Raw genomic sequence first — 24335 nt, forward strand, 5'->3', positions numbered from 1 at the left:
GTATAATGATTATAGTTTCAATCCAACCTTATGGTTATTGACTTTTTTCAATCCTTAAAATAAAATCTACTATATCGATCGGAATAATGCAATTAAAAAAAGCTTGAACGAAAAGGAGCGGACTAGCTTGATAGGGCACGCTACTGCAACGGGTAATGGCTTCGCTGATCGTTTGGCCGCCATATACCGCAAAATGTTATTACATCCATCCTATAGGCTGCTTCTCCTGCTTGCTGGAGCACCTGTTACCGTTATCGTTTACGTAGCGTACCAGCTGCTCAAATCCAAGAGCGGCTACAATGCCATCGTGGAAGAAACGAGAAACAAGCTGCTGAAATCGGGTTACCTGGACGAGCTGCTGCTGGAAGCCAAGGACCAGCTGCAGCGGAAGCATCGCTTCTTCGAACAGACGGTCAGCACGGAGCAGACCGCGCGCGAGGCCAAACAGATCGCTGCACTGAAATTCGAAGAAACACTGCAAGCGCAGTTAAAGGAACGTTTGTCCAGTCAGAGCGGCTTGAAGATTACGTTCGGCGACACTTACCATTCATTAGCGATGAACCCCTTCTTTATGGTTCTTTCGGTTATCATCGGATTGCCCATGTATGTGCTAATGGCCATCTATGCCAATCCTTATGTGAAATATATCGTAGAACGGCTGTTCATGGCCATTTTCGTTATTTTCGGAGTCGCCATCCTAGTCTTCACGATTCTTTACATCTCGCCGATGAATCCGGCAGCGAATCTGCTGGGCGAAACCGCTACTGCCGAACAAATTGCAACGTTCAACCATCTTTACGGATTGGACCAGCCTTATCTGGTTCAGCTATGGAATACGATTAAAGGCATATTAACCTTTGATCTTGGCAAATCATTTGCCGGCAACGAGAACGTAACAACGGCAATCGCGAATAAATTTCCGGTTACGCTAACCTTAACGTTTATCTCCACGTTGATCGCCGTTCTAATCGCCCTGCCGATCGGGATCCTGTCCGCTACAAGGCCGAATTCCTTTCTCGATTATACCTTTATGTTCATTGCCTTGCTTGGACTATCCATTCCCAACTTCTGGCAAGGACTTATCTTCATCCTTAATTTCTCTATTAAACTGCCCTGGTTGCCCGCCACTTATAATCCCGACAATTGGCTGTCCGCGATTATGCCAATCGTCGTGCTAGGTACGGGACTAACGGCTGCGGTAGCCAGAATGACGCGCTCCTCGACGCTGGAGGTCATTCACGAGGATTATATTACGACCGCCAAGGCAAAAGGACTTGCACGCAGGCATGTACTGTGGAAGCATGCCGTCGGCAACGCGCTTATCCCGATCATTACGGTTATCGGCCTCCAGTTCGGCGGCATGCTCGGCGGAGCAGCCGTCACGGAGAAAGTATTCAATATTAGCGGTATCGGCAGCTATATCGTAGACAAGCAGTTCATTCCCGATATCCCGAGCATTATGGGCGGGGTTGTCTATACGGCCATTACCATTTCCATCGTGAATGTGATTGTCGATTTGCTGTATGCGTTTTTTGATCCGAGAATTCGTTCCAAAATGAAACAATACTAAAGCAGGTGCTACTTTTGACGAATCCGTCCATCACCAAGCAAGAAGTCCAGTTCCGGCTGAAGTCCAGCCAGGAATATGGGCAAGCAAGCTTCTCAGGCATCGTATCCTTGGCTCTGGCGATTGTCCTGCTGCTGAACAGCTATATGCCCAGCACGGGAGCTTTCAAGCCTGCCGTCCTTATAGCCGGTCTCGCCTATATCGTGTTTACGCTGCTTCAGTTCGGCGTATGGGCGATCATTCGCAGGGATCTCATTCGAAATGGCGCCATAAAGCGTTCGACGAGGTCGCTCGGATATGTGCTGCTGCTCAGCTTGCTGAGTGCCAACATATTTATCGCCACCTCTGCTTTCCAGCTTGTGAAGGCGAAGAAAAGCGCTGCCTATACGCTGGCCGCATATGCATGGCTTACAACGGTTCTCGTTTTCGCCGTTTCCGCGCTCAATCTATTCAAGCCTTATGTGGCAAACGGATTTCTGACAGGCATGTTTCTGTTGATTGTTGCAGCCGTTCTGCAGCTTGCCGCTCTGCTTCTTATCGCTAAGCATGCCGACAAGGCCATATTGCCTCGCTGGATGTGGGCGGTTGCCGCCGTGCTTCTTTTGACCTCGGCCAGCGGCAATTTATTCGCCTTGTTTCTGGGGCTGCTGCTTATCTCCAAGCTTCGCGACAAGGGCCATACGTCCGGCTCCAAGCTGGGCGAAGTCGTAGAGCGCCTTTCGCGGAGCTCCACTTCGATGCTCGGGCTGCTCTTTATCCTGTTTTTGCTTACGTTGTCCATTACCAGCTATCTGACCTTCGATTACGGCATGGCCATTGCTAACAATTACAGCTTAATTCTGCAATCGCCGAATCTAGCCTATCCGCTTGGGACAGACAATTTCGGCAGGGATTTATTTTCAAGGATCGTATTCGGCGCCCGGATCTCATTGGTCGTTGGCCTTATGTCCACGCTCATCCCGGTCGTGATCGGCGGCGTGCTTGGCGCCATCTCCGGTTATTACGGACGCCATACGGACAACGTAATCATGAGAGCGCTGGATATCCTGTATGCCATTCCCGGTATATTGCTCGCCATCGCCATCATTGCGGCTTTCGGCGCAAGCACTGTCAATCTCATATTAGCGCTGAGCATCGGAGCCATTCCGACCTATGCGCGAACGATGAGAGCGAACGTGATGCTCGTATCCACGCTTGAGTATGTGCAAGCTGCACGCGCATTCGGCGCAAGCGACGGCGCCATTCTGTTCAAGCACATCGTGCCGAACTCCATCGCGCCCATGATCGTAAAGTCCACGCTTACGATAGGCACGGCTGTCATCTCCACCAGCAGCTTGAGCTATCTAGGACTCGGCGTAGAGCCGCATATTCCGGAATGGGGCAACATCCTCAAGCTTGGCAGCGCGTACCTGGAGACACATGCTTATACGGCCATTTATCCGGGGCTTGCCATTATTGCGCTCGTACTCTCGTTCAACTTCCTTGGCGACGGCCTGCGCGATGCGCTCGACCCAAAGCTGGACTAACGGGCAGCTTTTTAAACACGTAACTCATTCATATTCCATCGACTGCTACGTTACGAAACCATGAACGGACGATGAATGAATGTGAGTTAAACATAGAAATAGAATATATATCTGGAGGGAATACCATGAAGAACAAAACCAAGATTGGCGCTTTGCTGCTGCTTAGTGCTTCCATCATGCTCAGCGGTTGCAGCGTAACCACCAAGAACGACGCCGCGGAATCACCAAAGCCGTCCGAAGGCACAGAGCCAGTCGTGGACAGCAGCCCGGCCGATATCGAACTGCTCGGCATGAGCAGCAATGAGGCTGACATTAACATTATCCGCGATCAGCTGACTAAGAACGGATTCAACGTGAAGCTGAATGTACAAGCCGATTACGGCAGCTTCAAGTCCCAGCAGGACGCAGGCAACTTCGATATCGCATTGTCCAGCTGGACAACGGTAACGGGAAACCCGGATTACGCGGTTCGCTCGCTTTTCAAAACAGGCGGGGATTACAGCATTCTAGCGGATGCGGATATTGATGCCCTGATCGATGCTGCAGGCGCTCAAACACCGGCAGAGTATACGGAAACCTACAAGCAATTCGAGCAGCAGCTCGTATTCGACAAGGCTTATATCGCTCCATTGTACAATTCCTTGAAGGCGCAAGCGTTCAACCAAGAAGTACTGAACAAAGATTCCGTTCGCATCTCGAAATCCCGTTCGCTACCTTGGGAAGCTCTGGATTTCAAAGACACGGCTAAGCGTGCCAAGGACGCCTTGGTGCTGCAATCGACGATGCCAACCTTGACTTCGCTTGACCCAATCAAAGGCAACGACGGCTCCATCAATATTATTAATACGAATATGTACGTTCGCTTGGTGAACCTGACGGATGACGATAAAATCACTTCCAACGGCTCCCTGTCTTACAACCATGCCATTGCGGAAGGAAATTCTGATTACTATTTCATCCTAAGAGACAATATTAATTTCGCTCAAATTAAAAACAAGCTTGCCGTTGATACCGGCGAACGCGTTGGCGCAGACGATGTTATCTTCTCCCTTGACCGGGCGAAAGACAAAAACTCCGTACCTGACCACCGTACGTTCACGCTTCATGAGCATATCTCAAAAATCGAGCTCGTTACCGACGCAGCTTCGCTTGATAGCGTAAAAGTAACAGGCGGCGGCGATAGCGTGAAAGCAGCGCTAGAGAAAGGCCTTAGCGCACCGATTTCTGCACTTGTATCAGACAAAACGCAAGCAAGCAGCAAAGATGGCAAATACCAGGTCGTGAAGCTAACAACTACCGAGCCTTTCCCGCAAGTATTGAACTATTTGGCTCACCAATCCGCAGGCATCGTGTCCAAGAAGCAAGTGGAGAGCATCAATACGTATGACGTAGCCAAATTCGACGTGAACAAAGACATCCCTTACGGCGACCAGAACACGGTAACGGAAGGCAGTGCATACAACAACACACTTTATACGAGCGGCCCTTACATCCTTTCCAGCAAAAACGATTACGAAGCCATTTTCTACAAAAACCCTGCTTACTTTAAGGGCACGGACAATGAGCCAAAAATCAACAATATCAAAATCCGTTTCATCAAAGACGCGGACAGCAGCTTATCCGCGCTGCGCAGCGGCGAGATCCACCTTTACTACGGCGTTTCCGAAACGAAATACGATGTAGTTAAAAGCGACAGCAAGCTGACGCTTCAAACGATTCCGAGCAACGCGGTTTCTTATCTGCTTTTCAACACAAAAAACCGTCCGGTAGCAACTAGCGCTGATTTGAGAAAAGCCGTGCTTTACTCCATCAATCAAGACGAGATTCTTGCATACTACGGCGGCAATAAATTCAAAGCGGTATCCACGCTGAGCCCGCTTGTTGACACAGGACTAGAGCTGAAGGCCGATTCGGCGAAAGTGAAGGAATTCCTGGCTGCATACAACGCAAGCAAATAAACCTTCATAACGAAGCAGAAACGCCTGACTGCGTCTTTTCTATAGACGCCATCGTTTCGGCGAAACGTATCCTTATATTTGGAAAAAGACTGCCTCAGCTCATCCACGGTGACGGGGCAGTCTTTTTCTCATATGGCTGATCTTATGCAAAAAACGAAAAGGAGCAACTGCATATGTCCAATATCAATAAACCTGAAGCAAGCCTCTCCCAGTGGGATGCCCTAATGCTGGAATCGCTCAAAGCGCATGGCTGGACGAATGAAGAATTGATTAACAAAGTGCGTACCGGAGATCTTCCTGTGGATGATAGCAAATTCCAATTTGATTATAAGGGATTAACCGCGTTTGCCTCCGAAAATGCGAGCAGCTTTGAGCAGGCCGTGAATCAAGGCTACCAGATCAAATACAATACGATTCGCGGCATCCATAGCTGGATTCTCGTTGCGCTTCGGCATGAGGCAGAGCTGCTGCTGGAGCCTGGCCATGAAGCGGTAGTTGCAGCCTTGTCAGAGGGAGAAGCTCAGCATCTGACCTCCGTCCTTTCTTTTGGGTGGCATCTGGTTCTGCTACGCGATGCGCAGGCCTCGGGCGGCAAGGCTTCATACCGGATTGAGCCTATCCAGCGTTGATTCCAGACCAAATAGGATCTTTCGACCAGCATGCCCTGCTCATAGAAAGATCCTATTCTTAAGCGCGAATTAAACCGCCTTCATTCGGTTATTCCTTGGCAAAACCCTTTTTCGCATCTGCACGGCCGGCGAATTATAATGTTGAAGCCGCTTCACCCACGAAGGAAGCTACCTGCTCATAATCGAACGTCTGCCCCTGACGCAGCTTGAGCGTTTTCCTCTCTGGTGGGCCATTGAACAATTCCTCTGGAAGCGACAGTCCGCTCGCATTAAAAATAGTGAAGCTTACCGCGTCCTTGGACGTCGAAATTACGGCTGCATATTTTCCATTGTGCAAAAAATGAGGCTTCTTGTATTGCATACGCTCTTGAATACCCGGAACAGCGGCATGCACGGCCTTGCGCAGCTTACTGCAAAGCTCCCCCTGCCAAGGCTCTTTTACCGTTTCTATAAAATCCGATACTTCCTGATTCATCTCTCATTCTCCTTTTCGCCGATCATATTTGTGATGCTTATCCTTGGCGGCTGGTTGCATAAAAACAAACCAATGGGCGCCTAATTACTGACTACCATCTTTTTTTGAGCATACCGAGCTGGTCCCGCAGATCAGCCTCTAAGGCTAACCCTTTCGAGCTGGTCAGCAGGCTTGCTTCCTCACAAAGCAGCCGAAGCTCGATCTCTCCCTCGCCGCAGCCGCTGGGATTCGGCATGCGCAGCGCCCAGCGAATCGCTTCCTCTTCCGACTCCACGTCAATTAGCGTGAACCCGGCAATAAGCTCGCGCGGCTCCTCGAATGGTCCCGCCAACACTTGCGGCTGCTCCCCGTGCTCCGCATAGGATATGCGAAGCCCGCTCGCGCTCGGCTGCAGGCTTTCTGCTGTGAGAAGCTTGCCCGAACTTGCCAAAGCTTCATTGAACGCTGACATGTTCGCAATAAGCTCCTCACCGGGCTTCACGCCCGCCTCGGAATATTTAGTCGCCTTCACTATCAACATATATCGCATTTGAATTGCCCTCCCGTCTTGGAATGCAGGCCTCATGCAAACCTGCCTCTATATAAGCAACGAACGGGCAACGCGATATTCGACAGACTTCATTACTTTTCACAAAATATTTTCCCGCAAGAAGAGCCGGCTTCGCCTTCCTCTGCAGCAAAAGCAGTCGTTTCACAGAGATATAATTGCATTTATATGTGAAAACATATACATTCTTATATATCAAGCGTAAACGGCTATCGCCGCTCTCTGTGGCAAAAGCATTCGTTTCGCGGATATATATATAAGCTCATTTATTTGCGAAAACATATAAACGCTTCTATACCAAAAAAAAGCCTCCGTGGCCGCCGTAGATCCGGGGCAGGAGACTCGCTTCATATTCACTCGCATTCTGCCGCCCGTCTGAGGAGCAGCTCGCGCTCACGCGCATTTCGTGTCATGGAAGCGGCTCGCTCAAACTCGCCGCGGGCCTCATCCATTCGGTTCAATTTAGCCAGAAGATCAGCGCGCACGCTCGGCAGCAGATGATAATCCTTCATCGCGGGCATAGCCGTCAGCTCATCAACCAGCTGCAGCCCAAATGCCGGGCCAAAGGCCATCGCAATCGCCACTGCCCTGTTCAATTCAACGATAGGCGACGGCATGACGCGCAACAAAGCCTCATATAAAGCCGAAATTCGCACCCAGTCCGTATCCGCGGCGTTACGGGCCTTTGCATGGCATGCGGTAATGGCAGCTTGAAGCGCATAGGGCCCCATTGTTCGTCCCAGCTTCTGCGCACGGTCAAGCGCGGCCAAGCCGCGCCTGATGAGAAGCTGGTCCCAGTGCGCACGATTCTGATCCATCAATAGGACCGGTTCGCCCTCACCATTTACGCGCGTTCTGAACCGTGAGGATTGCATTTCCATTAGGGCAACCAGGCCGTGCACTTCTGGCTCCGCAGGCGCAATCTCCGCAAGCACGCGTCCTAGCCTTAGCGCCTCCTGGCAAAGCAATGGCCGCAGCCAGCTGCCGCCTGAGGTCGCGGCATAACCTTCATTAAACATGAGATAAATGACCTCGAGCACCGTTGACAGCCTATCCTTCAGCTCTTCGCCTGCGGGAACCTCGAAATCAACCCGCATGGCGCTGAGCGTGCGCTTCGCACGAACGATACGCTGCGCGATGGTCGATTCCGCAACGAGAAAAGCATGCGCGATTTCATCCGTCGTAAGACCGCACAACAATCGGAGCGTGAGCGCTATACGAGCCTCCGGCGATAAAGCCGGATGGCATGTCGCGAAGATGAGCCGCAGCAGATCATCTCCAACCTCGCCATCCAGCGACATGTCCACCTCCTGCTCCGTATACAGCTCGCTGCCGCGCCCTACCTCTTCATATTTCTGTTCGCGCAGCCTGCTCCTGCGGATCAAGTCAATCGCGCGCCGCTTCGCCGTCGTCATCAGCCATGCGCCCGGATTATCGGGTATTCCAGCTTCCGGCCATTTCTCCAACGCGATAACGAGCGCATCCTGAGCCAGATCCTCCGCGAGTCCCACGTCGCGCACGATGCGTGCCAGCCCAGCGATCAGCTTAGCCGACTCCATTCGCCAGATCGCATCAATCGTACGCTGGACGGCTTCCTTCGTCATTGCTTCTTAGGTCCTTCCATCTTCTCGCGAAGCGCGGCTTCCATCGCCAGCGTTTCCGGATTTTGCGTCAAATCCTCCGCCCCCATGATCTGCCGCAGCTCAATCTCCCCTTGACCGTTGCCGTGCGGATCCGGCATCCTCATCGCCCATTCAATCGCTTCTTCCCGCGATTTGACCTCGATAAGCGTATAACCCGCGATAATCTCTTTCGCCTCCGTAAACGGACCGTCGATCACTTTCGGCTTCTCTCCCGGATTCGGGTAAGAGATGCGAATCCCGTTAGAGCTTGCTTGCAGCCCATCTGCTGCGAGCAGCACGCCTGCCTTGGCCAATTCCTCATTGTAGCGCAGCATCGCTTCCAGCAGCTCCTGACTTGGCATTACCCCTGCCTCGGAATCCGTCGTACCTTTAACAATCATCATGAATCTCATCGTTATTCCCTCCTGAATGTATGATGGATACGCGGTGATTGGTCCTCATTCCAACGGCCAATCCCGCTCCTATATAACCGACGAATAAGGGCAGATAGAATCGACAGCCCACACTGCAAATATTTCGATGACAATCATTTTCCTTCTCCTGCTTCCAAAATAGGTATTCGTCATGCCCTATCCATACTCCTCTATAGCGGTGCGTTCATCAATGAAAGGACAGCCCGCTTCCCTGTTACATGAGACATATAAAAAAGAGCCGAGCGACTTCATCCGCTCGGCTCTTCTTTTTCAATCCCTTACGCGTAAGCTTCCTTATTTATGTGCCTTGGCAACCTGTTCAATCAATGCGTCAACCGCTTCGTCGACCAAGAAAGGGCCATAATTCCATTTGTCCCGCGTCACGTTAATGATTCTGTTTTCTTTGATCGCCGGTATCGCTTGGTAGACCGGCTCTTTGAATAGCTCCATCATTTGGGCCATCTCTTCATCCGTCATTTGGGTGAAGAAATAATCGGCAGGCTTATTCACGAACTCTTCCAAGGAAATGACACTTCCTCCGTCGGCATACTTTTCGAACTGCTCCGGCAGCTTGAACCCGTAATCATCATAGATCAGCTTGCCAAGCGTACCGCCTTTGCCTCCTAATAGGATTTCTCCCTCGTAGAGGATGAACGTAATGGCGGTCGTACCCTCCGCAATATTGATGTCGATTTGATCGCGAATCCGCTGCAGCTTCTCCTCGAACTTGCTAATCCACGCCTCAGCTTCGTCCTTGCGGTTCATAATGTCACCCATCGTACGAAGCGTATTAATGACATCCGGATCGCCGCCCCATGCTACGGCAATCGTCGGCGCGATTTTCTCGTATGATGCGAATGCTTCTGCTTTGTGATAATCGGGAAGTATAATCAAGTCGGGCTCCAGCGCAGAAATAGCCTCTGCGTTGCCTAACCCCTCGCCGATGCTCTCTACTTCAGCCATATCCTCCGGATATTGGTCCAATGTGCCTTGGTCGGCACCTACCGGCTTTAAGCCAAGCGGAAGCAAATAACCGCCATATGTAACAACGACAACTTTGCCAGGATTCGCTGGAATTTCTACCTCACGGTCCAAAGCATCCTTATACATTCTTTTCTCTGCCGGCAATGCGTTCGCCGATTCATTCTTTTGCTCGTTATTTGCCTGAGCAGTCGGCTGCACTTCAGCCCCCGTGCCGCCGCATGCGGCTAACAGCAAAGAAAGGCTGAATAATAAGCTCACTGCAAAAGAAGGCTTAAACCTAACGTTCATTTCATTCACTCTCCAAGCATTTTGTTGATAATGATTATCACTATTAACAATATAGCTTTCCTCCGCTTGGGACGCAATGAACGATTCGGGCATAATATTCGTACGAATTGAACCTTTTAATCCGAGACGGTGCATTTTGAATTGCGTCGGCGTAGCGCCAGTCTGCTTTTTGAAAAGCCGGTTGAAATAATAGATATCGGTATAGCCTACACTCTCCGCTATCGTGCGGATAGGGATATCCGTTTCCATGATTAATGATTTGGCTTTATTCATGCGGACCCGAACGAGATATTCCATCGGACTGCTTCCATATTTGCGCTTGAACACCCTTGCAAGATAATGCGTGCTGTAATGAAACACATTAGCAATCGTCTCCATGGGAATGGATTCCCGGTAATGCTCATGAATAAATAGTGAGATCTGCGCGGCCAAATCAGGCTCCGCAAGCTCAGCGCCATCCAGCTGCAGCTGCCGGAACTGCTCATACACGAATTGATAGAATAAGCCTGCCGCTTGCAGCCGTTCCAGCTCCTCCCCCTTGGTCCAATGCATAAACATACGCTCGAGCAAGGAAAGCAGCAGAATAGGATCGCTCGCACGGAAAGTGTAGGACCTCTTGAAACGCGCAAGCTTCTCCATCCGCTTAGATGCGTTGTCACCTGTTAACGCCATTATCGGCTTATATAAAATCAGGTAATAATCAATGGAACGATTCAAACCTTTCTTATGGAGAATGGAGTCTTTTCCACCATGAAGCACATGATAGCCCATTGAAGAAACATCGATGCCATCCAGCTTCAGCCATGCCTCTCCCTGATTGGCAAATAGGAAAGCGTTGGAGGGAAGCCGATAAGCGCGCCTCTCCTCCCATGGCTTTAAGACGATATGGCGAATGTCTACTATTTTAACCGGCGTCTGGCTCCATAATTGGATCGTTTCTGACCATTCCATAGTTACACCTCACAGCAAATATATCTCATTATAAATCATGACGGATAGAAGCGGCTATTTCCTCTTTCGGTTAAGCCCCTTAGCCCAACTCAAGCCATAAAAAAACCTTTACTCCTGCCTGGAAAATTGCGATGAAAGGTATAGTAGGCTAGAATGTTCTTTAGTTAGCCACAAGGCGGTGAGCTTGTTTGATGAAGACCGATAAGAGCATGAAAATAACCGAATTCGGCTCACTCGAAGACATGAGTTTCAAGCTTCGCGAAATAGAGCCCATCAGCATCCATGCAAACGACTGGAAACTTAAGCTTCAATTTATAGAGTCGCATCTGCTTCTGGTGGCTGCAAGCGGCCAAGGCCAATTGACCATAGACGGAAGATTCATTGAACTGCGGCAAGGCAGCGTATATCTATGCGTACCGGGCCAGCTCGTCGAAGCGGCAGTAGACTCTTTGGACGGGCGAGGGTTTTACCATATCCGATTCGATGTTTTTGCGGATAATAGACAGCCGCTCCCTAGCAGCAGCGTTGACGATCCGCTCAGCCGCTTCCCGGTAAAAGGGGAGGTTGTTATGTCGTCTCCCGTTACGGTGGGCACTTTATGCGAAACCATCTGGCAGCATATGAAGGACGAGAGCCCGCTCAGCCGGTTTCGCGGACAAATCCAATTCCAAGAGATGCTGCATACGATACTGCAAGACGCGGTTCTCGAGCATGAAAGCGACTCGGAAGCGGTGCTTGAATACGTAAAAAGCTATATGAAGCAGCATTACCAGCAAGAACTGACCATCGAGCATTTGGCCAAGGTAGCCGGCATTAGCCCCCGCCATTTCATGCGCCAATTCAAAAAAAGATATGGCTGCAGCGCAATCGATTATTTGGCGATCTACCGGATTGAGCAGGCGCAGCAATTAATGAGAAGAGGCGGTCCATATCGCATACGGGACATTGCACGTCATGTGGGCTACCCTGACGATATTTATTTTCGGCGCAAATTCAAACAGGTATCCGGCATACCGCCAGCTGCATTCATAAAAAACAATAGGCAAAAAATCGTTGCATACGACGCCTTGAACATCGGGCAGCTTCTCGCTCTGCAAGTGACGCCTTATGCAGCGCCAGCCGAACATCCCTGGACCGATTATTATCAAAGAAAATATGAGACAAACTCCGTGCTTGGCTTAAGCCCCCTGAATGCCGAAAAGCTGGAACAACTAAGGCTTGCGGCACCCGATTTCATTATCGGTACCGACCTTCTGGTTCCGAGCGAGGTACAATACAAGCTAAATGAAATTGCGCCCGCCTTCTTTGTTCCATCGGTACGGAACGATTGGCGCACGCTTCTCCGTCTAACCGCACAGTTCTTGGATAGAGCAACCATCGCCGAAACCTGGTTGGATCGATATGAGAAAAAAGCGTCGTTTGTCAGCGATCAGATGAAAGATGTTTTCAAAGACGACAGCCTCCTCATTCTGAGAATCGCCGGGGGCAGCTTCACGCTGCTAGGCAGCAAAAGCATTGCAACTGTGTTTTACGATGATTTGCATATCCGGCGCGCGCAGCGTACATATGAAGAAATAACCGATTTGGAGGTTACGCCCGAACAGCTTACAGCCATCGACCCGGATCGCATGCTGGTCATCGCAAGCGATGACCCCCATTCGCAGTCAAGCTGGCACTCGCTTATGCTCTCTGAACAATGGCGTTCCCTGAAGGCCTATCAGCAGGGCAGGATTGACTTTCTTCCTGCTTACCCATGGATTGAATATAACGCTTTTACTCATGATCTTATATTGGATGAGGCACTGAAGCTATGGCATGATCGTACATGAAATTTTGTCGCTATCGTCAATAGGATGAATGGACAATTTCAACTATACTCCTGTTATGTGATAATGATTATCAATTTTAATTGGCGATAGTCATTAATAAATTAGATTTTCAGGAGGGGCACCACGCAATGAAAAGAAATGCACGTGTATTGGCAGGGTTGATGATGATCCTGGTCGTGCTGATTAGCACAGCCTGTGCGGCAGCGAAAACAGAAAACAACACTACGGGCGCAACGAATGAACCTACCAGCCAGCCGAGCGCGGAAGCGCCTGCTGCAGAGCGGGTTATCAATAGCCTTAAAGGAGATATTACGATCCCAACCGATCCCCAGCGGGTCATTGGACTTTCCGTCGTCTATCCTGAATTTTTGTATGCGCTTGGCGTCACGCCGGTTGCCGTACAAAACTACCATGAGGAGTACCCTTCCTATTTGGAAGAAGGATTTAAGGATACGGTGAAAATGGGCATCGCCCAAACGCCTAATTTTGAGGCCATTCTTGCCGCTACGCCTGATTTGATCATTGCTCCAACATGGTGGTCCGATAAGGATTATGATCAGCTATCCAAAATCGCTCCGACCATCCTTCTGCCGGAGCGCGATAATTGGAAGGATGAGCTGCGTGATATTGCCGGCGTGCTTGGAAAGGAATCACTGGCAGAGACGGTCATAACCGATTTGCAGGCGAAAGAAACAGCGGCTAAGCAGAAGCTGGATACCCTAGTCGGGGACGAGACGGTTATGTACATGATGGTCATGGAGAAGGAAATCATCATTTACGGAGAATCAATTGATCGGGGCAGCTTTATTCATGAGCGGCTTGGCCTAAACCCCGTTAAAGAATTCCCGCAAACCGAGCGCTCCATCTCCATATCTTTGGAAAAAATACCTGAATACAATCCAGACCATATCATCCTGCAGCTTAATAACGAGTTCAATGAAGCTATCCAGAACCGCTATAAAGAACTGCTGGAAAGCTCGCTTTGGAAAAATATGACCGCGGTTAAAAACAACCACGTTTATACGATGGCCGGCAAGGAATGGTTCAATCTGGGGATGTCCCCGCTCGCAGACAGCTATGCGATTGACGAAGTCCTTAACGTATTTGAGAATAAGCAATAATACCGAACACTAATAGCAGGCACGGTTAAATCAAGGCGATTGAAAGAGCTGCTTTTTCTAGCTCCTTCAAGGTCTGGTTGCGCCGTGCCTGCTTCCGTATGATGGCAATCTTCCCTTTCGCTTCATTCAGTCTCCCCCGCTTCTGCAATAGCCGATCCCACCTTATACTTTCTATTCGCCTCCAGCTGCTGAAGCATGACTATTTATGAGAATAAATATCATTTATAATTAGGGAATCCATTGTACATCAATGAGTACGTAGATAGAAGGCAGGTTGCATAAGGATGAACATCAACGATCATATTGTCCTGTGGAGTCATTCACATTGCAGAATTGCAGATATTCGCCGAGTAGTTCTGAAAGCGGGTGAATCCTTATGCGCCTATACCATCCCAGCTAGTATATTTATGATGTCTGTACGCGGAACGGCGGAGTTGAGCCTGGACGGCGCCGCACATACCGTACTGCGTATTAATATCTTTCATGCCGGCAAAGGGTCGCTGCTGGATATACAGGCCGGCGCCAGCGGATTTGAGTATTATGTCATTTATTATAAGGCAAGCCTCGCCATGCCTGTCCGTCATGAATGGGTTCGGCTTGCGGAGAAGCTGCGTCCTTTTGATGCCCAATATAGCTTTGTTCCCTTAGCGCCAATAGCACTACAGCGCTACCTGTCTGATATGCACAAGGAGTGGCAAAAGGCAGATACGCTCACGCTGCTTCGCGTACAGGCTTTGTTCCAGCAGTTTATCCATGAGCTGTTGAACCAGATGCACACGCAGGGCATTCGGCCCGAGAAGCGCGACCTGGCCGCGCAAATCATCTCGATTATTCATGAACGCTACGCGGAAGCTCTCACTCTGGAGATGCTATCCGATAGCTTAAACTACAGCGTTCCCCATCTCTCCTCCTACTTCAAAAGCCGCACCGGCCTCTCCCCCATTGATTATCTGATTAAAGTGCGCGTAGATAAGGCAGCTGCCCTGCTACTCGATACGGATGCTTCCCTAAAGGAAATCGCTGCCGGAGTAGGCTATCAAGACCCTTATTATTTGGGGAGGCTCTTCAAGAAGCATAAAGGCATCTCGCCGTCAAAGTTCAAGGCAGAACGTGCAGCAAAACGAAAAGCAGAAGATTGTCCCTCACCTAGCATGAGATCCTCCATTGTCTCTCCATACTCGCTCGACTATACTTTTATGAGTGATAATGATTATCACCTAAAAGATGGGGGAGAGTTAAACATGTTTACGGAGTCCAAAACGCCAATCGCAGCGATGCTGCTGTTGAGCTTTATGCTCGTACTCAGCGCTTGCGGAGGAAATAACGCGCCGGAGGCAAGCAGTACGCAGCCAACCGAGACAACCGCAGCCAACGAACAACCGCAAACCAAGCTTATTACGACGGTTACCGGAGAAATTGAGGTTCCTACGCATCCTAAGCGAATTGTTGCAGGAGAATACTTGGGCAGCTTGATTGCGCTCGGCGTTACTCCTGTCGCTACGTCCAATCATCATATTCAAAACCCGTATTTCGGAGAATCCTTGAAGGATGTAGCGGATATCGGTGAAGGAAACGGCAACGTTGAAATGATCTTGGATATGCAGCCTGACCTTATTATCATGGACGATACCTATCCCGAAATGAATGAGCAATTGCACAAAATCGCGCCGACCGTTATCGTCCCTTATGCATCCCTCAAAACGGTCCATGACGAAATCGCTTATTTCGGTGAACTGCTGGGCAAGGAGCAGGAAGCCGAGCAATGGCTTGCCGATTACGACCGCCGCACGGCTGAAGCCAAAGAAAAAGTATTGAAGGTCATACCTGCTGACAGCACATTCTCCGTACTTGAATTAATGGATAAGAACGTATCCGCGGTAGGCGCCAATTATGGAAAAGGCGGTCAACCGATCTATGGTGCCTTTGGATTCAAGTCTCCCGCTGTTGTCGGTCCAGAGCTGACCGATCCAGGCTGGGCTTCCTTATCTAGCGAAACGCTGCCCAAATATGCAGGGGATTATATTGTTTTAACTTCCGATTCGCATACGTTGGAGGACCTAAAAGCCGATCCCATATGGAACTCGCTCGACGCAGTCAAGAACGACAGGGTGTTTCTATGGGAATCCAAACGTTCATGGTATTGGGACCCCATTGCTATCCTGAGCCAAACAGAAGAATTGGCGGATTGGCTCGTTAGCATCAAGTAGGCATGTGTGGGCAAGGAAGCAATGAGCAGTCATGCTGGGAGAAGGCAAAGCCAGCCAGCTCAGACTCAGCAAAACAGCGCAGCGGATTTTGATAAAAAGAGTATTACATTTTTTCCAATAGAAACAGCGGCAGCGATGGACGAAAAATGCGTCCTCGCTTGCCGCTGTTTTATTGTATTTGATGTAGGGTACTTCTCTACTTGCAACGGCAAGCAGTCATCCTCCAGCGGGATTTGCACCTTACCTCTTGGGCTCAAGCTCTGAGTGGTCTACGCCGTATAGCGCATCCATATGCTTCATGTGAGCAGTTCCCCAATCGTTTAATGCCTTTAATACAGTGCTTAACCCTTTGCCGTATTCCGAGATTGAGTATTCTACTTTAGGCGGAATTTGGTTGTACACCTCACGGTGAACGATATTGTTATGCTCAAGCTCTCTTAATTGTTGGGTAAGCATCTTTTTATTTATATCCGGTATCGCTTTTTGAAGCTCGCCGAATCTCATTATGCCGTTTGAAATAAGCTGAAGCAGAATGGCCGGCTTCCATTTTCCCACTAAAATATCCAGCGCGGATTCAAACTTGCAATATTCTTTCATTGCGCTCCTCCAATTCCCCTTGCTCGTTAAGGTAACTTTTTAGTGACTACGTTAAGATAAAGTGCCTACTTGCTGGGATTGATCATTAGGGTCTACTATACCATTAGTAGATTTCAAATACATAGGCAGGAGGCTGGAAACAAATATGAATATCGCGGTATGGATTGTTCAAGGGCTCGCAGCATTCGGATTTGTCTATTCAGGCTGGTTGAAGGCGTTTCAGTATGAATCTGCCAAAAGGTCTTGGGGATGGGTAGCAGACGTTCCCAAAGCGTTCGTTGTCTTCATCGGGTTAGCAGAACTGCTGGGGGCAATCGGGCTCATTCTGCCTCAAGCGACGAATATGGCGCCGATATGGACACCTATCGCCGCAGCTGGGCTAGCCGCAGTCGTACTTTTAGGCGCCATCTTCCATGTTGCCCGCAAGGAATACCGGGAAATCGGCGTTAACATTGTCTTTTTCGCGTTAGCTCTGTTTATTGCGATCAGTCGTTTTTAAATCAAGGATTATCTAACGGCAAAGTAAAGCTTGAATAGGAATTTCCCGCATTTTATAAAACGAAGCCACTCCATTGTTAGGAGAGGCTTCCATCATTTATTCAGTGTTTGAACGATCGTTTCTCTTTTGCTTGTTGCTATGATGCTCCTCTTTATTCTGCATTTATATAATAACCATGAGATAATGAGCGATTCACCGGCCTGATGGCTTGAAACCTTATCTATAAAATAGACGACTTTATCGTCCATTGTTTGTTATGAAAGACAAGCCCATATACAGAACCTGCCTTCGTTTTATAACTCTCCATGTTGTTGTACATATCGTCAAAGTCTATGACTTCACCAATGATGTAAACGGGTACTTCCAAGCTGCTTCTCGATTTAATGCTCCGATATGAATCAACAAGTATACCCTCTTTCGCTAATGATAATAATTGGTTTGCAAGATCCAGCCCCATGGGAAGCAAGCTTCTTTTATACTTTTTCAGCTTATTAGGTATGATATGGCACATCGCTTCCAAATAGTCGGCTTTATCTTTATGGAAAACCTTGTTATACCATCCATCATCATGGGCTAGGTATGCAAATCTGTTATTAAGTTTATTGAAAAACGGACTGTTTAACGCCTTTTTATAATGGCCCAAATATAATAGCTCTGCTTTTTCTTGAGCCTCTAGACGGTCAAGCGCTTCAATATCATCAAAATCTATCCAACAGAAATCTCCATATTGATAAACATTCTGACGGTAAAGGTCATTCAACTGTTCTTTTCTTACGAATTCTAATTGAAGCCCTTTATGATAATCTTCTCCTGCATACCCCGATGCAAGCAGCAATACATGATTTAATTCATGAGAAAGAGACGCAGTGAAATCCGCAAACTCTATCCCCATTGATGTTACTGATTGTTCTTCTTCCTTATAAATCATATAAATAACGTCTCTTGCATTCATAGGAAATCCTCTCTTTATACAATTCTGCGGAGGGAGAAATCTGTGCGGAACTCCGCTTTTTATCCCATTTTATGGTACCACACTTCCCGCAGCATATCACTTGCTTTCAAAAGCTCGAGCGCATCAAAAAGCCGGCAACCCTCTATACAGCGGGCTACCGGCTTTTCGCAAACAGGATGCAACTTATTCGTTATGCGAGTCTGTTCCGTTGAAGTATCAGTCACCCTTGGATGCAAAAAAACCTCATTAACGGTTGATTTTGTCCTTTAGCTCGCCCAGCTTCTCCTGCGCTACGCCTTTGAGCTTATCCAGCTTGCCTTCGGCTTGGAGGCTCTTGTTATCCGTCGCTTTGCCGTAATCATCCTTCACTTCGCCTTTTGCCTGGTTCGCGAAGCCTTTTATTTTATCCTTCAATCCATCTGTATTCATATCAATCAGCTCCTCTATACGAGTATGCTCTTATCTTACCTCCAAAGGGTCATTCTGAAACATCGGATTGAAGACGAATGCTTGTCGATCAGCTGCTTCAGAATCTGTTGACCAACGACAAAGTGCCTCCGCCATCCAGTCGGACGGAGGAGGCTGGTTAGATCTATCCGTTCATATATTGCAAATATTGCAGCAGTCTCTTCAACATAACCGCGCTTTGCGCCCTTGTCGCGTTCGCCTGCGGAGCAAACGTCTTATCGCTCACGCCTTGGATAATCGATAATCCAACTAATTGGTCGATCGCATGGATGGCCCATTCCGAGATATCTGCACCGTCGGCAAACAGCTGCGGCTCATCCGTGTTTCCCGCTTGCTTCATCTGCCCCGCGTACGTAATGGCTCTCGCGATCATGACAGCCATTTGCTCTCTCGTTATACTGGCATTAGGCCGGAATGCACCTCCCTCGAAACCATCGATTAAACCTGCTTGCTGAGCAGCTCCTACCGCACCCGCATACCAACTCGACGTTTTCACGTCCATAAACAGCTCTTCGTTGATAAGCTCGGGCAGCCCTAGCGCTCGTACAAGCAGTGCGGAGAACTCAGCCCGGGTAATGGTATGATCTGGAGCGAAGCCTCCATCTGGCTGGCCATCGACGATCAGCTTATTCGCCAGCAGTTCAATCTCTTTTTGCGCCCAATGCCCTTGTAAATCTTTAAAGCTGCGGTTGGACTGGATAATCGTATACACCCCATTATGAGGCGAATGAATCGTCACCGTACCATCACCACCAAATTGCGAGGGAGCGAAGTGGAGCTTATTGCTCGCATCCATCCATACTGCCGTCGCTTTGCTCGATTCGACTGCTGCCGAAAGCTTGATTGTTCGCTTAGCAGCTGCATGATTCCCTACGTTTAGAGCCTTGCCGTCAATAGCCAAGAGGAACTCTATCGCTCGATCAAGCCTAAGCTCTGCTCCAAGCCCGCTGGCAGCTTGCCTAATTGCCTCGTTTGCCATATCGGGCGCTGGCGCTACCGATACCGAGATCATGCTGGATCCCGTTATGTCTTTGATGGATTGAAGCGGCATTTCCATGGAAATCTCGTTCACGGTCACCTGCACGATAGCATTAGGAGCTCCGTTGCGCCCGTTCAAAAGCGCAGCCGAAGGCAGATTCACTTTTACTGCCGAGCCGAGTCCCTCTATTGCAATGACGATATCCCCGTTGCCAGCGGCAAACGCCTTCTCCAGCTGCTCCGATGTCAAAAACAGTTCTTTGATGGCTTGGCCGTTAGCAGACGTTCCCGCTGCAGCCCGCACTTCTGTTCGGACACCACCCAGCTTAATAGTAGCCACGCTCGGAGAAACGCCACCTGAGCTTCCTGAACCAGGCACTGTCGCGACGATGCCTGTAACCGAAATCTCCTTAATCGTTTCATTTCCTGCGCCATCGCTGGCGTAGACTGTGTATACACCGTTCGCATGGACACTGAATTGTTTTGCAGCCAAAATGTCCGTGCCCGTTCCGCCATTGAAATCAACAACGCTATGGCTTCCAGGCAGCCACATGAGCTTGTTCAGCGTATTTCCTGCTGCTGCACCATTAATATCCGCTGTCACCGCTACCTCCATCATATCGCCACCGCTTCCTCCAGCGCTTAGAATCAGATTCGGCGGAATCGCTGCGACACGAATCAAGCTCGTATCCGGGACTGCATATTCAATTGAAGCGGCCGTACCGCTGCTCACCCGCTGAATACCCGCTCCAATTGGCAAATCGAGCTGCGGAGCAATGGAGATCCCATCCTCATCCTCCATCCCCTCCGGAACGGCATACGCGAAGGATAGCTCTGAAACCGGAACGCCTTGCGTGCCCGTATATGAAGCGTACACGACCTCTGTCGTGCTGCCCGTACCTATAGTAAGAGGTATTCTAGGCATGCCTGTCACAATGACCTGATACCCATATTTCACTATGAACGGCAGGGTTGCGGCTTTGCCATACAGGCGATCTGCCGGAGCCTCTACTACTATGGCAATCCAAGCTGTTTCGAATTGTTCGATGGCGTCTTTAATACCGGTTATGGCAGCATTGATCTGTGCTTGAGTTTGGTTTGCTGCATCATCAGATACAAGCTGCGCCTCCGCGATTGCGGCTTGCAGCTCGGAACGAGCCGCTGCTGGTGCTTCTCCTACGTTCGTGCCTTCAGGATGATCCGTCAGCGCTTGGTTCGCCTCATCCAGCGCCGCTTCTAAAGCTGCCGATTCTCCTGCTTGTATAACGGCATCCACGAAAACATCCAACGCTTCTCTCAAATCGTCAGCGGCAGCATCCACCTGCGCTTGGGTTTGGTTCGCCGCATCATCAGATACAATCTGCGCCTCCAAGATTGCGGCCTGCATCGCAGAACGAGCTGCCGCTGATGCCTCTCCTACATTCGTGCCTTCGGCATGATCAGCCAGCGCCTGATTCGCCTCATCCAGCGCATTGTGGAGTGCCGTCATGTCTGGCGTGACGATCGCATCTTTGAATGCTTGAGCGGCCTCAACTAAATCTGCAGCCTCATTCTGCAAATCAGCAGCCACATTAATCTGGGTGATGGCATTCACAAAGCTTTCGGCATCTGCCAGTGCCAGCTTGAAATCATTGTAATCAACGACCGGCACCTGCCCAACTGCCGTACCAGGCATACGGTCATGCAAGAGCTGCCTTGCCGCTTTTATCGCTTCGAATAACAGGGTGCCATCTACAAAGGTGAAGCCCTTGCTTGCCGCATACGTTTGTACCCTTGAGCCTGCATAACTGAACATTTTCAAATCGGCCGGAATGGCTTGGTTGTTATTAAAGGAAAGTGGGTCAATGACGGTCATCCCGTTCAGCACCGTTACACTTGAGAGCTGGTTGTAACGGAAAGAATAGCCGCCTATGCTTGTTACGCTTTCCGGAATGACTACACTCGTCAATTGATTGCCTCTAAAAGCAAAATCGCTAATGCTCGTCAAACTTCGCGAAATGTCTACATGAGTCAGAGCATTGTTGGAAAACGCCTCCTGCTCCATGCTTGTTATGCTATCTGGCATAACCAAGCTCGTGAGCAGATTATTTCTAAAAGCCCTTTCTCCAATAAAGGTCAAGCTGTCCGGAAGCTCGACGCTAGTAAGGAAGTTATAGCCGAACGCATTGTTGCCAATGCTCGTCAAGCTGCTTGGAAAAGTGACGCTGTTAAGATCAGTAATATAAAATGCCGTTTCATCAATAGCTACGACTGGATATCCCCCCAATGTGTCCGGAATCGCAACATCGGTTGACGCTCCTCTTGGGTAATCTGTAATGGTCGCAAGATTATCGGAAACCGAATAGGTGAAATCCCCCTCCGTATCTGCATGCACGAACGGAACATGCGATAAGGCAGCCCAGCACGCCACCATAGCCGTTAATAGGCATAAAGCTAATTTTCTCATTTTTTTGTCCCCTCTCTTGCTTGAATAACCTGTGTTCTAGAAGGATGACTAGCTTGTCACGAGGTAGGTCCTCTTTCCCCCCGCCTTGCCCACCAGACTCTCACCGTGTTTATACTAACAGCAGAGAATAAAAGAATAGTGAAAGATCTGCTGCCTGAAAACATAAAACCCCGCGCAGCATCAAGGCTGCGCGGGGTTTTCAGGTATTAAAACTATTTTCGGAAATAGTCTTGCATGGAATAAACCGGCTTTTCTTCGCATTAAACGTTCATTTGCCTTACTTCCCTAGAAAGCTGTCTACTATAAATTCCAATTGCGCGTCTAATGAAAGCGGATCGTTATAATAGGAGCCTTTTTCATCAATAAAATAAACCTGATTATTCTTCACAGCAGGCAGCGTCTTCCACAATTCGCTTCCGTAAACGACATTGGAGTCGCCGTCGTCCCAACCCCAATTGCTTGTAAAGATGTAGTCCCCTGCGTATTCAGGCAGCAGCTCAAGCGTTAAGCTCGCGCCGAACTCCGCTCCGTCAATCAGTTTTTCCTGAATAATGGCTGGAGCCTTAAGGCCAAGGTCTCCATGAATGATTTCGCCGCCGCGGCCGCCTTTATTTCCCCAAGCATAAATCCCTTTGGCGAAAGGCTGCAGAATAGAAACCGTCTTGTCTCCCACAACTTCCGCGATCTTCGGCTTAACCTCGGCAATCTTGGCATTCCACTGTTCGATCCATTGCTGAGCTTGCTCTTCCTTGCTTGTGATTTTACCGAATTCCACCAACAGCTCCTGCGGCGTTCCCGCTCCATACTTGAGTCTGACCACCGGCGCGATTTGCGCCAAACTCTCATATTGGGCTTCTTCGATATAATCAAAGGTAATGATAAGATCCGGATCCAAATCTAAAATAGCTTCCATGTTTGGTTCTGCGCCAATATCAATGACATCAGTCAGCTTGTCTTTGTGATAAGGGCTTTGCAGCGCATCCTGCGTTGCCGCAACAGGCGTAACGCCAAGTGCAAGCAAATTGCCGATCGCGCTTCCCGTCAAATCAATAATGCGTTTCGGTTCAGCTGGAATGGTAACTTCTCCTTTGCTGTCCGTATAGATTTTGGTCGCCGCAGCGCTGCTTGGCTTCGCAGTCTCCGCCACTCCTTCTTGGCTGGCGTTTGCAGCAGCATTCCCGTTCGTGCCTGCATTCGTATTAACTGCATTCGTGGCACTTGAACATGCACTAATCAGCAAAGTAAGGCATAACAGCAAGGTTGCCGTTGCTATTGAAGCCGACTTGTTTACTTTCTTCACATGTATTCCCCCTCTTACTGCTAAATGATAATGATTCTCGTATTCATTGACACTATAGCACCGAGAATCCGCAGTAACAAGGGCAGATTTCATATGAAGCATGGGCAATTCTGATACCGAATCCGAATTCTGATAGCTTGCCCTGAATTGTGCCGGAGGCAGGCCATAGCTTTTCTTAAAGCTGCGGCTGAACGTATGCGCATCGGGGTAGCCCACAAGCTCGGCAATTGCCTGAAGCGAATGGCTGGAGCGAATCAAATAACCCGCGGCTGTCTCCATGCGAATGCGATTGAGCAACCGAATCGGACTCTCGTTCATCCGGTTCTTGAACAGCTTCGTCAAATAGCTGACGCTGCAGCCAAACTGTCCTGCTATCGTCTCTAATGTGACCGGCTTCATATAGTGGTCCTGCATGTAACGCAGCACTTGAGCCATCAAATCGGGCTGGGCCTGGTTTATCCCTTGGCTTTGTATTTGACCGAACAGCTCATGAACAAATTGATAAAATAATGTCCGCGCGTGAAAGGCATCCAGTGGGCTATTCATCATCCAATCCTCGTGCATGCGCTCCATTTTCTCCAGCAAAGGCAAGGGATAAAGCGGAACGAAGCGATAGGGATATTGAAAGGGGTTGTCTCTCTCCATCTGTCGGTTTCGGCTGCTAGAGACCGGCACCATCACAACGGCTTTATATAAAACCAAATAATAGTCAAAGGTTTCCTCCGCTAACATCGATAGGACTGCACCGCGCCCGCCATGCAGGATGTGGTCTCGTCCCACTGATTGCAGCGCATCATCTATCCTTACCTGGGCATGTCCGCTTCGCGCGTAAAGAAACGCACTGGCCGGCAGGCGGTAGCTTTGCAGCTCCGCTCCGGATTCCAGCACCCCATAGCGAATATCCAATACTTTAATGGAAGCCTGATTCCAACATGCAATATGATCATTCAGCTTCAT

At 49.3% G+C, this 24335-nt stretch carries 19 protein-coding genes; 8 read left to right on the forward strand and 11 right to left on the reverse strand.

Annotated features, from left to right (window positions below; all coding sequences use genetic code 11):
• Window positions 1-127 precede the first annotated feature (127 nt).
• From AC0YN3_RS23100 to AC0YN3_RS23115, 4 genes are all read left to right on the forward strand, one after another.
• Window positions 128-1570, forward strand: a complete 1443-nt coding sequence (locus AC0YN3_RS23100; protein WP_475777304.1) for an ABC transporter permease — start codon at window positions 128-130, stop codon at window positions 1568-1570.
• A gap of 14 nt (window positions 1571-1584) precedes the next feature.
• The gene (locus tag AC0YN3_RS23105) at window positions 1585-3093 is read left to right on the forward strand and encodes an ABC transporter permease (protein WP_475777305.1); all 1509 of its coding nucleotides are present in this window, start codon (window positions 1585-1587) and stop codon (window positions 3091-3093) included.
• A 125-nt stretch (window positions 3094-3218) separates the two neighbouring features.
• Entirely contained in the window at window positions 3219-5051 is a 1833-nt protein-coding gene (locus AC0YN3_RS23110; RefSeq protein WP_475777306.1) for an ABC transporter substrate-binding protein, read from the forward strand.
• Between the two features lie 173 nt (window positions 5052-5224).
• Complete coding sequence (locus AC0YN3_RS23115; RefSeq protein WP_475777307.1) at window positions 5225-5680, forward strand: hypothetical protein; 456 nt, start codon at window positions 5225-5227, stop codon at window positions 5678-5680.
• A 133-nt stretch (window positions 5681-5813) separates the two neighbouring features.
• Here the strand turns inward: AC0YN3_RS23115 and AC0YN3_RS23120 are convergent, their stop codons facing one another.
• The 5 genes from AC0YN3_RS23120 to AC0YN3_RS23140 form a co-directional block, all read right to left on the reverse strand.
• Entirely contained in the window at window positions 5814-6155 is a 342-nt protein-coding gene (locus tag AC0YN3_RS23120; RefSeq protein WP_475777308.1) for a DUF1801 domain-containing protein, read from the reverse strand.
• Between the two features lie 91 nt (window positions 6156-6246).
• Window positions 6247-6684, reverse strand: coding sequence for a YciI family protein (locus tag AC0YN3_RS23125; protein WP_475777309.1), 438 nt, complete (start codon window positions 6682-6684; stop codon window positions 6247-6249).
• 371 nt (window positions 6685-7055) lie between these two features.
• Complete coding sequence (locus AC0YN3_RS23130; RefSeq protein WP_475777310.1) at window positions 7056-8306, reverse strand: RNA polymerase sigma factor; 1251 nt, start codon at window positions 8304-8306, stop codon at window positions 7056-7058.
• Window positions 8303-8737 (reverse strand): YciI family protein, encoded by a 435-nt coding sequence (locus AC0YN3_RS23135; RefSeq protein ID WP_475777311.1) that lies wholly within the window; start codon window positions 8735-8737, stop codon window positions 8303-8305. Before AC0YN3_RS23135 ends, AC0YN3_RS23130 begins: the two co-directional genes overlap by 4 nt.
• Window positions 8738-9052: 315 nt before the next feature.
• Window positions 9053-10981 (reverse strand): ABC transporter substrate-binding protein, encoded by a 1929-nt coding sequence (locus AC0YN3_RS23140; protein ID WP_475777312.1) that lies wholly within the window; start codon window positions 10979-10981, stop codon window positions 9053-9055.
• A gap of 191 nt (window positions 10982-11172) precedes the next feature.
• Between AC0YN3_RS23140 and AC0YN3_RS23145 the strand changes: the two genes are divergently transcribed.
• Together AC0YN3_RS23145 and AC0YN3_RS23150 are read left to right on the forward strand one after the other, a co-directional pair.
• Window positions 11173-12810, forward strand: coding sequence for a helix-turn-helix domain-containing protein (locus AC0YN3_RS23145; protein ID WP_475777400.1), 1638 nt, complete (start codon window positions 11173-11175; stop codon window positions 12808-12810).
• A 128-nt stretch (window positions 12811-12938) separates the two neighbouring features.
• Complete coding sequence (locus AC0YN3_RS23150) at window positions 12939-13931, forward strand: ABC transporter substrate-binding protein (RefSeq protein ID WP_475777313.1); 993 nt, start codon at window positions 12939-12941, stop codon at window positions 13929-13931.
• Window positions 13932-13956: 25 nt separating this feature from the next.
• On the opposite strand, the gene AC0YN3_RS23155 is transcribed toward AC0YN3_RS23150, so the two are convergent.
• Window positions 13957-14079, reverse strand: a complete 123-nt coding sequence (locus AC0YN3_RS23155) for a hypothetical protein (RefSeq protein WP_475777314.1) — start codon at window positions 14077-14079, stop codon at window positions 13957-13959.
• A gap of 136 nt (window positions 14080-14215) precedes the next feature.
• Here AC0YN3_RS23155 and AC0YN3_RS23160 point away from each other — a divergent pair, with 136 nt between their 5' ends.
• On the forward strand, window positions 14216-16138 hold the full coding sequence (locus tag AC0YN3_RS23160; RefSeq protein ID WP_475777315.1) for an AraC family transcriptional regulator: 1923 nt from the start codon (window positions 14216-14218) through the stop codon (window positions 16136-16138).
• A gap of 240 nt (window positions 16139-16378) precedes the next feature.
• On the opposite strand, the gene AC0YN3_RS23165 is transcribed toward AC0YN3_RS23160, so the two are convergent.
• Window positions 16379-16735: a winged helix-turn-helix transcriptional regulator gene (locus AC0YN3_RS23165; protein ID WP_475777316.1), complete on the reverse strand. Its 357-nt coding sequence runs from the start codon at window positions 16733-16735 to the stop codon at window positions 16379-16381.
• Between the two features lie 145 nt (window positions 16736-16880).
• On the opposite strand from AC0YN3_RS23165, the gene AC0YN3_RS23170 reads away from it, so the two are divergent.
• Window positions 16881-17234 carry a DoxX family protein gene (locus AC0YN3_RS23170; RefSeq protein WP_475777317.1) on the forward strand — a complete coding sequence of 118 codons (354 nt, stop codon included), beginning with the start codon at window positions 16881-16883 and terminating at the stop codon, window positions 17232-17234.
• Between the two features lie 220 nt (window positions 17235-17454).
• Here AC0YN3_RS23170 and AC0YN3_RS23175 read toward each other — a convergent pair whose 3' ends face one another.
• From AC0YN3_RS23175 to AC0YN3_RS23190, 4 genes are all read right to left on the reverse strand, one after another.
• Window positions 17455-18186: a peptide ABC transporter permease gene (locus tag AC0YN3_RS23175; protein ID WP_475777318.1), complete on the reverse strand. Its 732-nt coding sequence runs from the start codon at window positions 18184-18186 to the stop codon at window positions 17455-17457.
• A 246-nt stretch (window positions 18187-18432) separates the two neighbouring features.
• Window positions 18433-18615, reverse strand: a complete 183-nt coding sequence (locus AC0YN3_RS23180) for a CsbD family protein (protein ID WP_475777319.1) — start codon at window positions 18613-18615, stop codon at window positions 18433-18435.
• A gap of 163 nt (window positions 18616-18778) precedes the next feature.
• Window positions 18779-22078 (reverse strand): S-layer homology domain-containing protein, encoded by a 3300-nt coding sequence (locus AC0YN3_RS23185; RefSeq protein ID WP_475777320.1) that lies wholly within the window; start codon window positions 22076-22078, stop codon window positions 18779-18781.
• 277 nt (window positions 22079-22355) lie between these two features.
• The gene (locus tag AC0YN3_RS23190) at window positions 22356-24335 is read right to left on the reverse strand and encodes an ABC transporter substrate-binding protein (RefSeq protein ID WP_475777321.1); all 1980 of its coding nucleotides are present in this window, start codon (window positions 24333-24335) and stop codon (window positions 22356-22358) included.

This window comes from Paenibacillus sp. J22R232 (assembly GCF_056269165.1).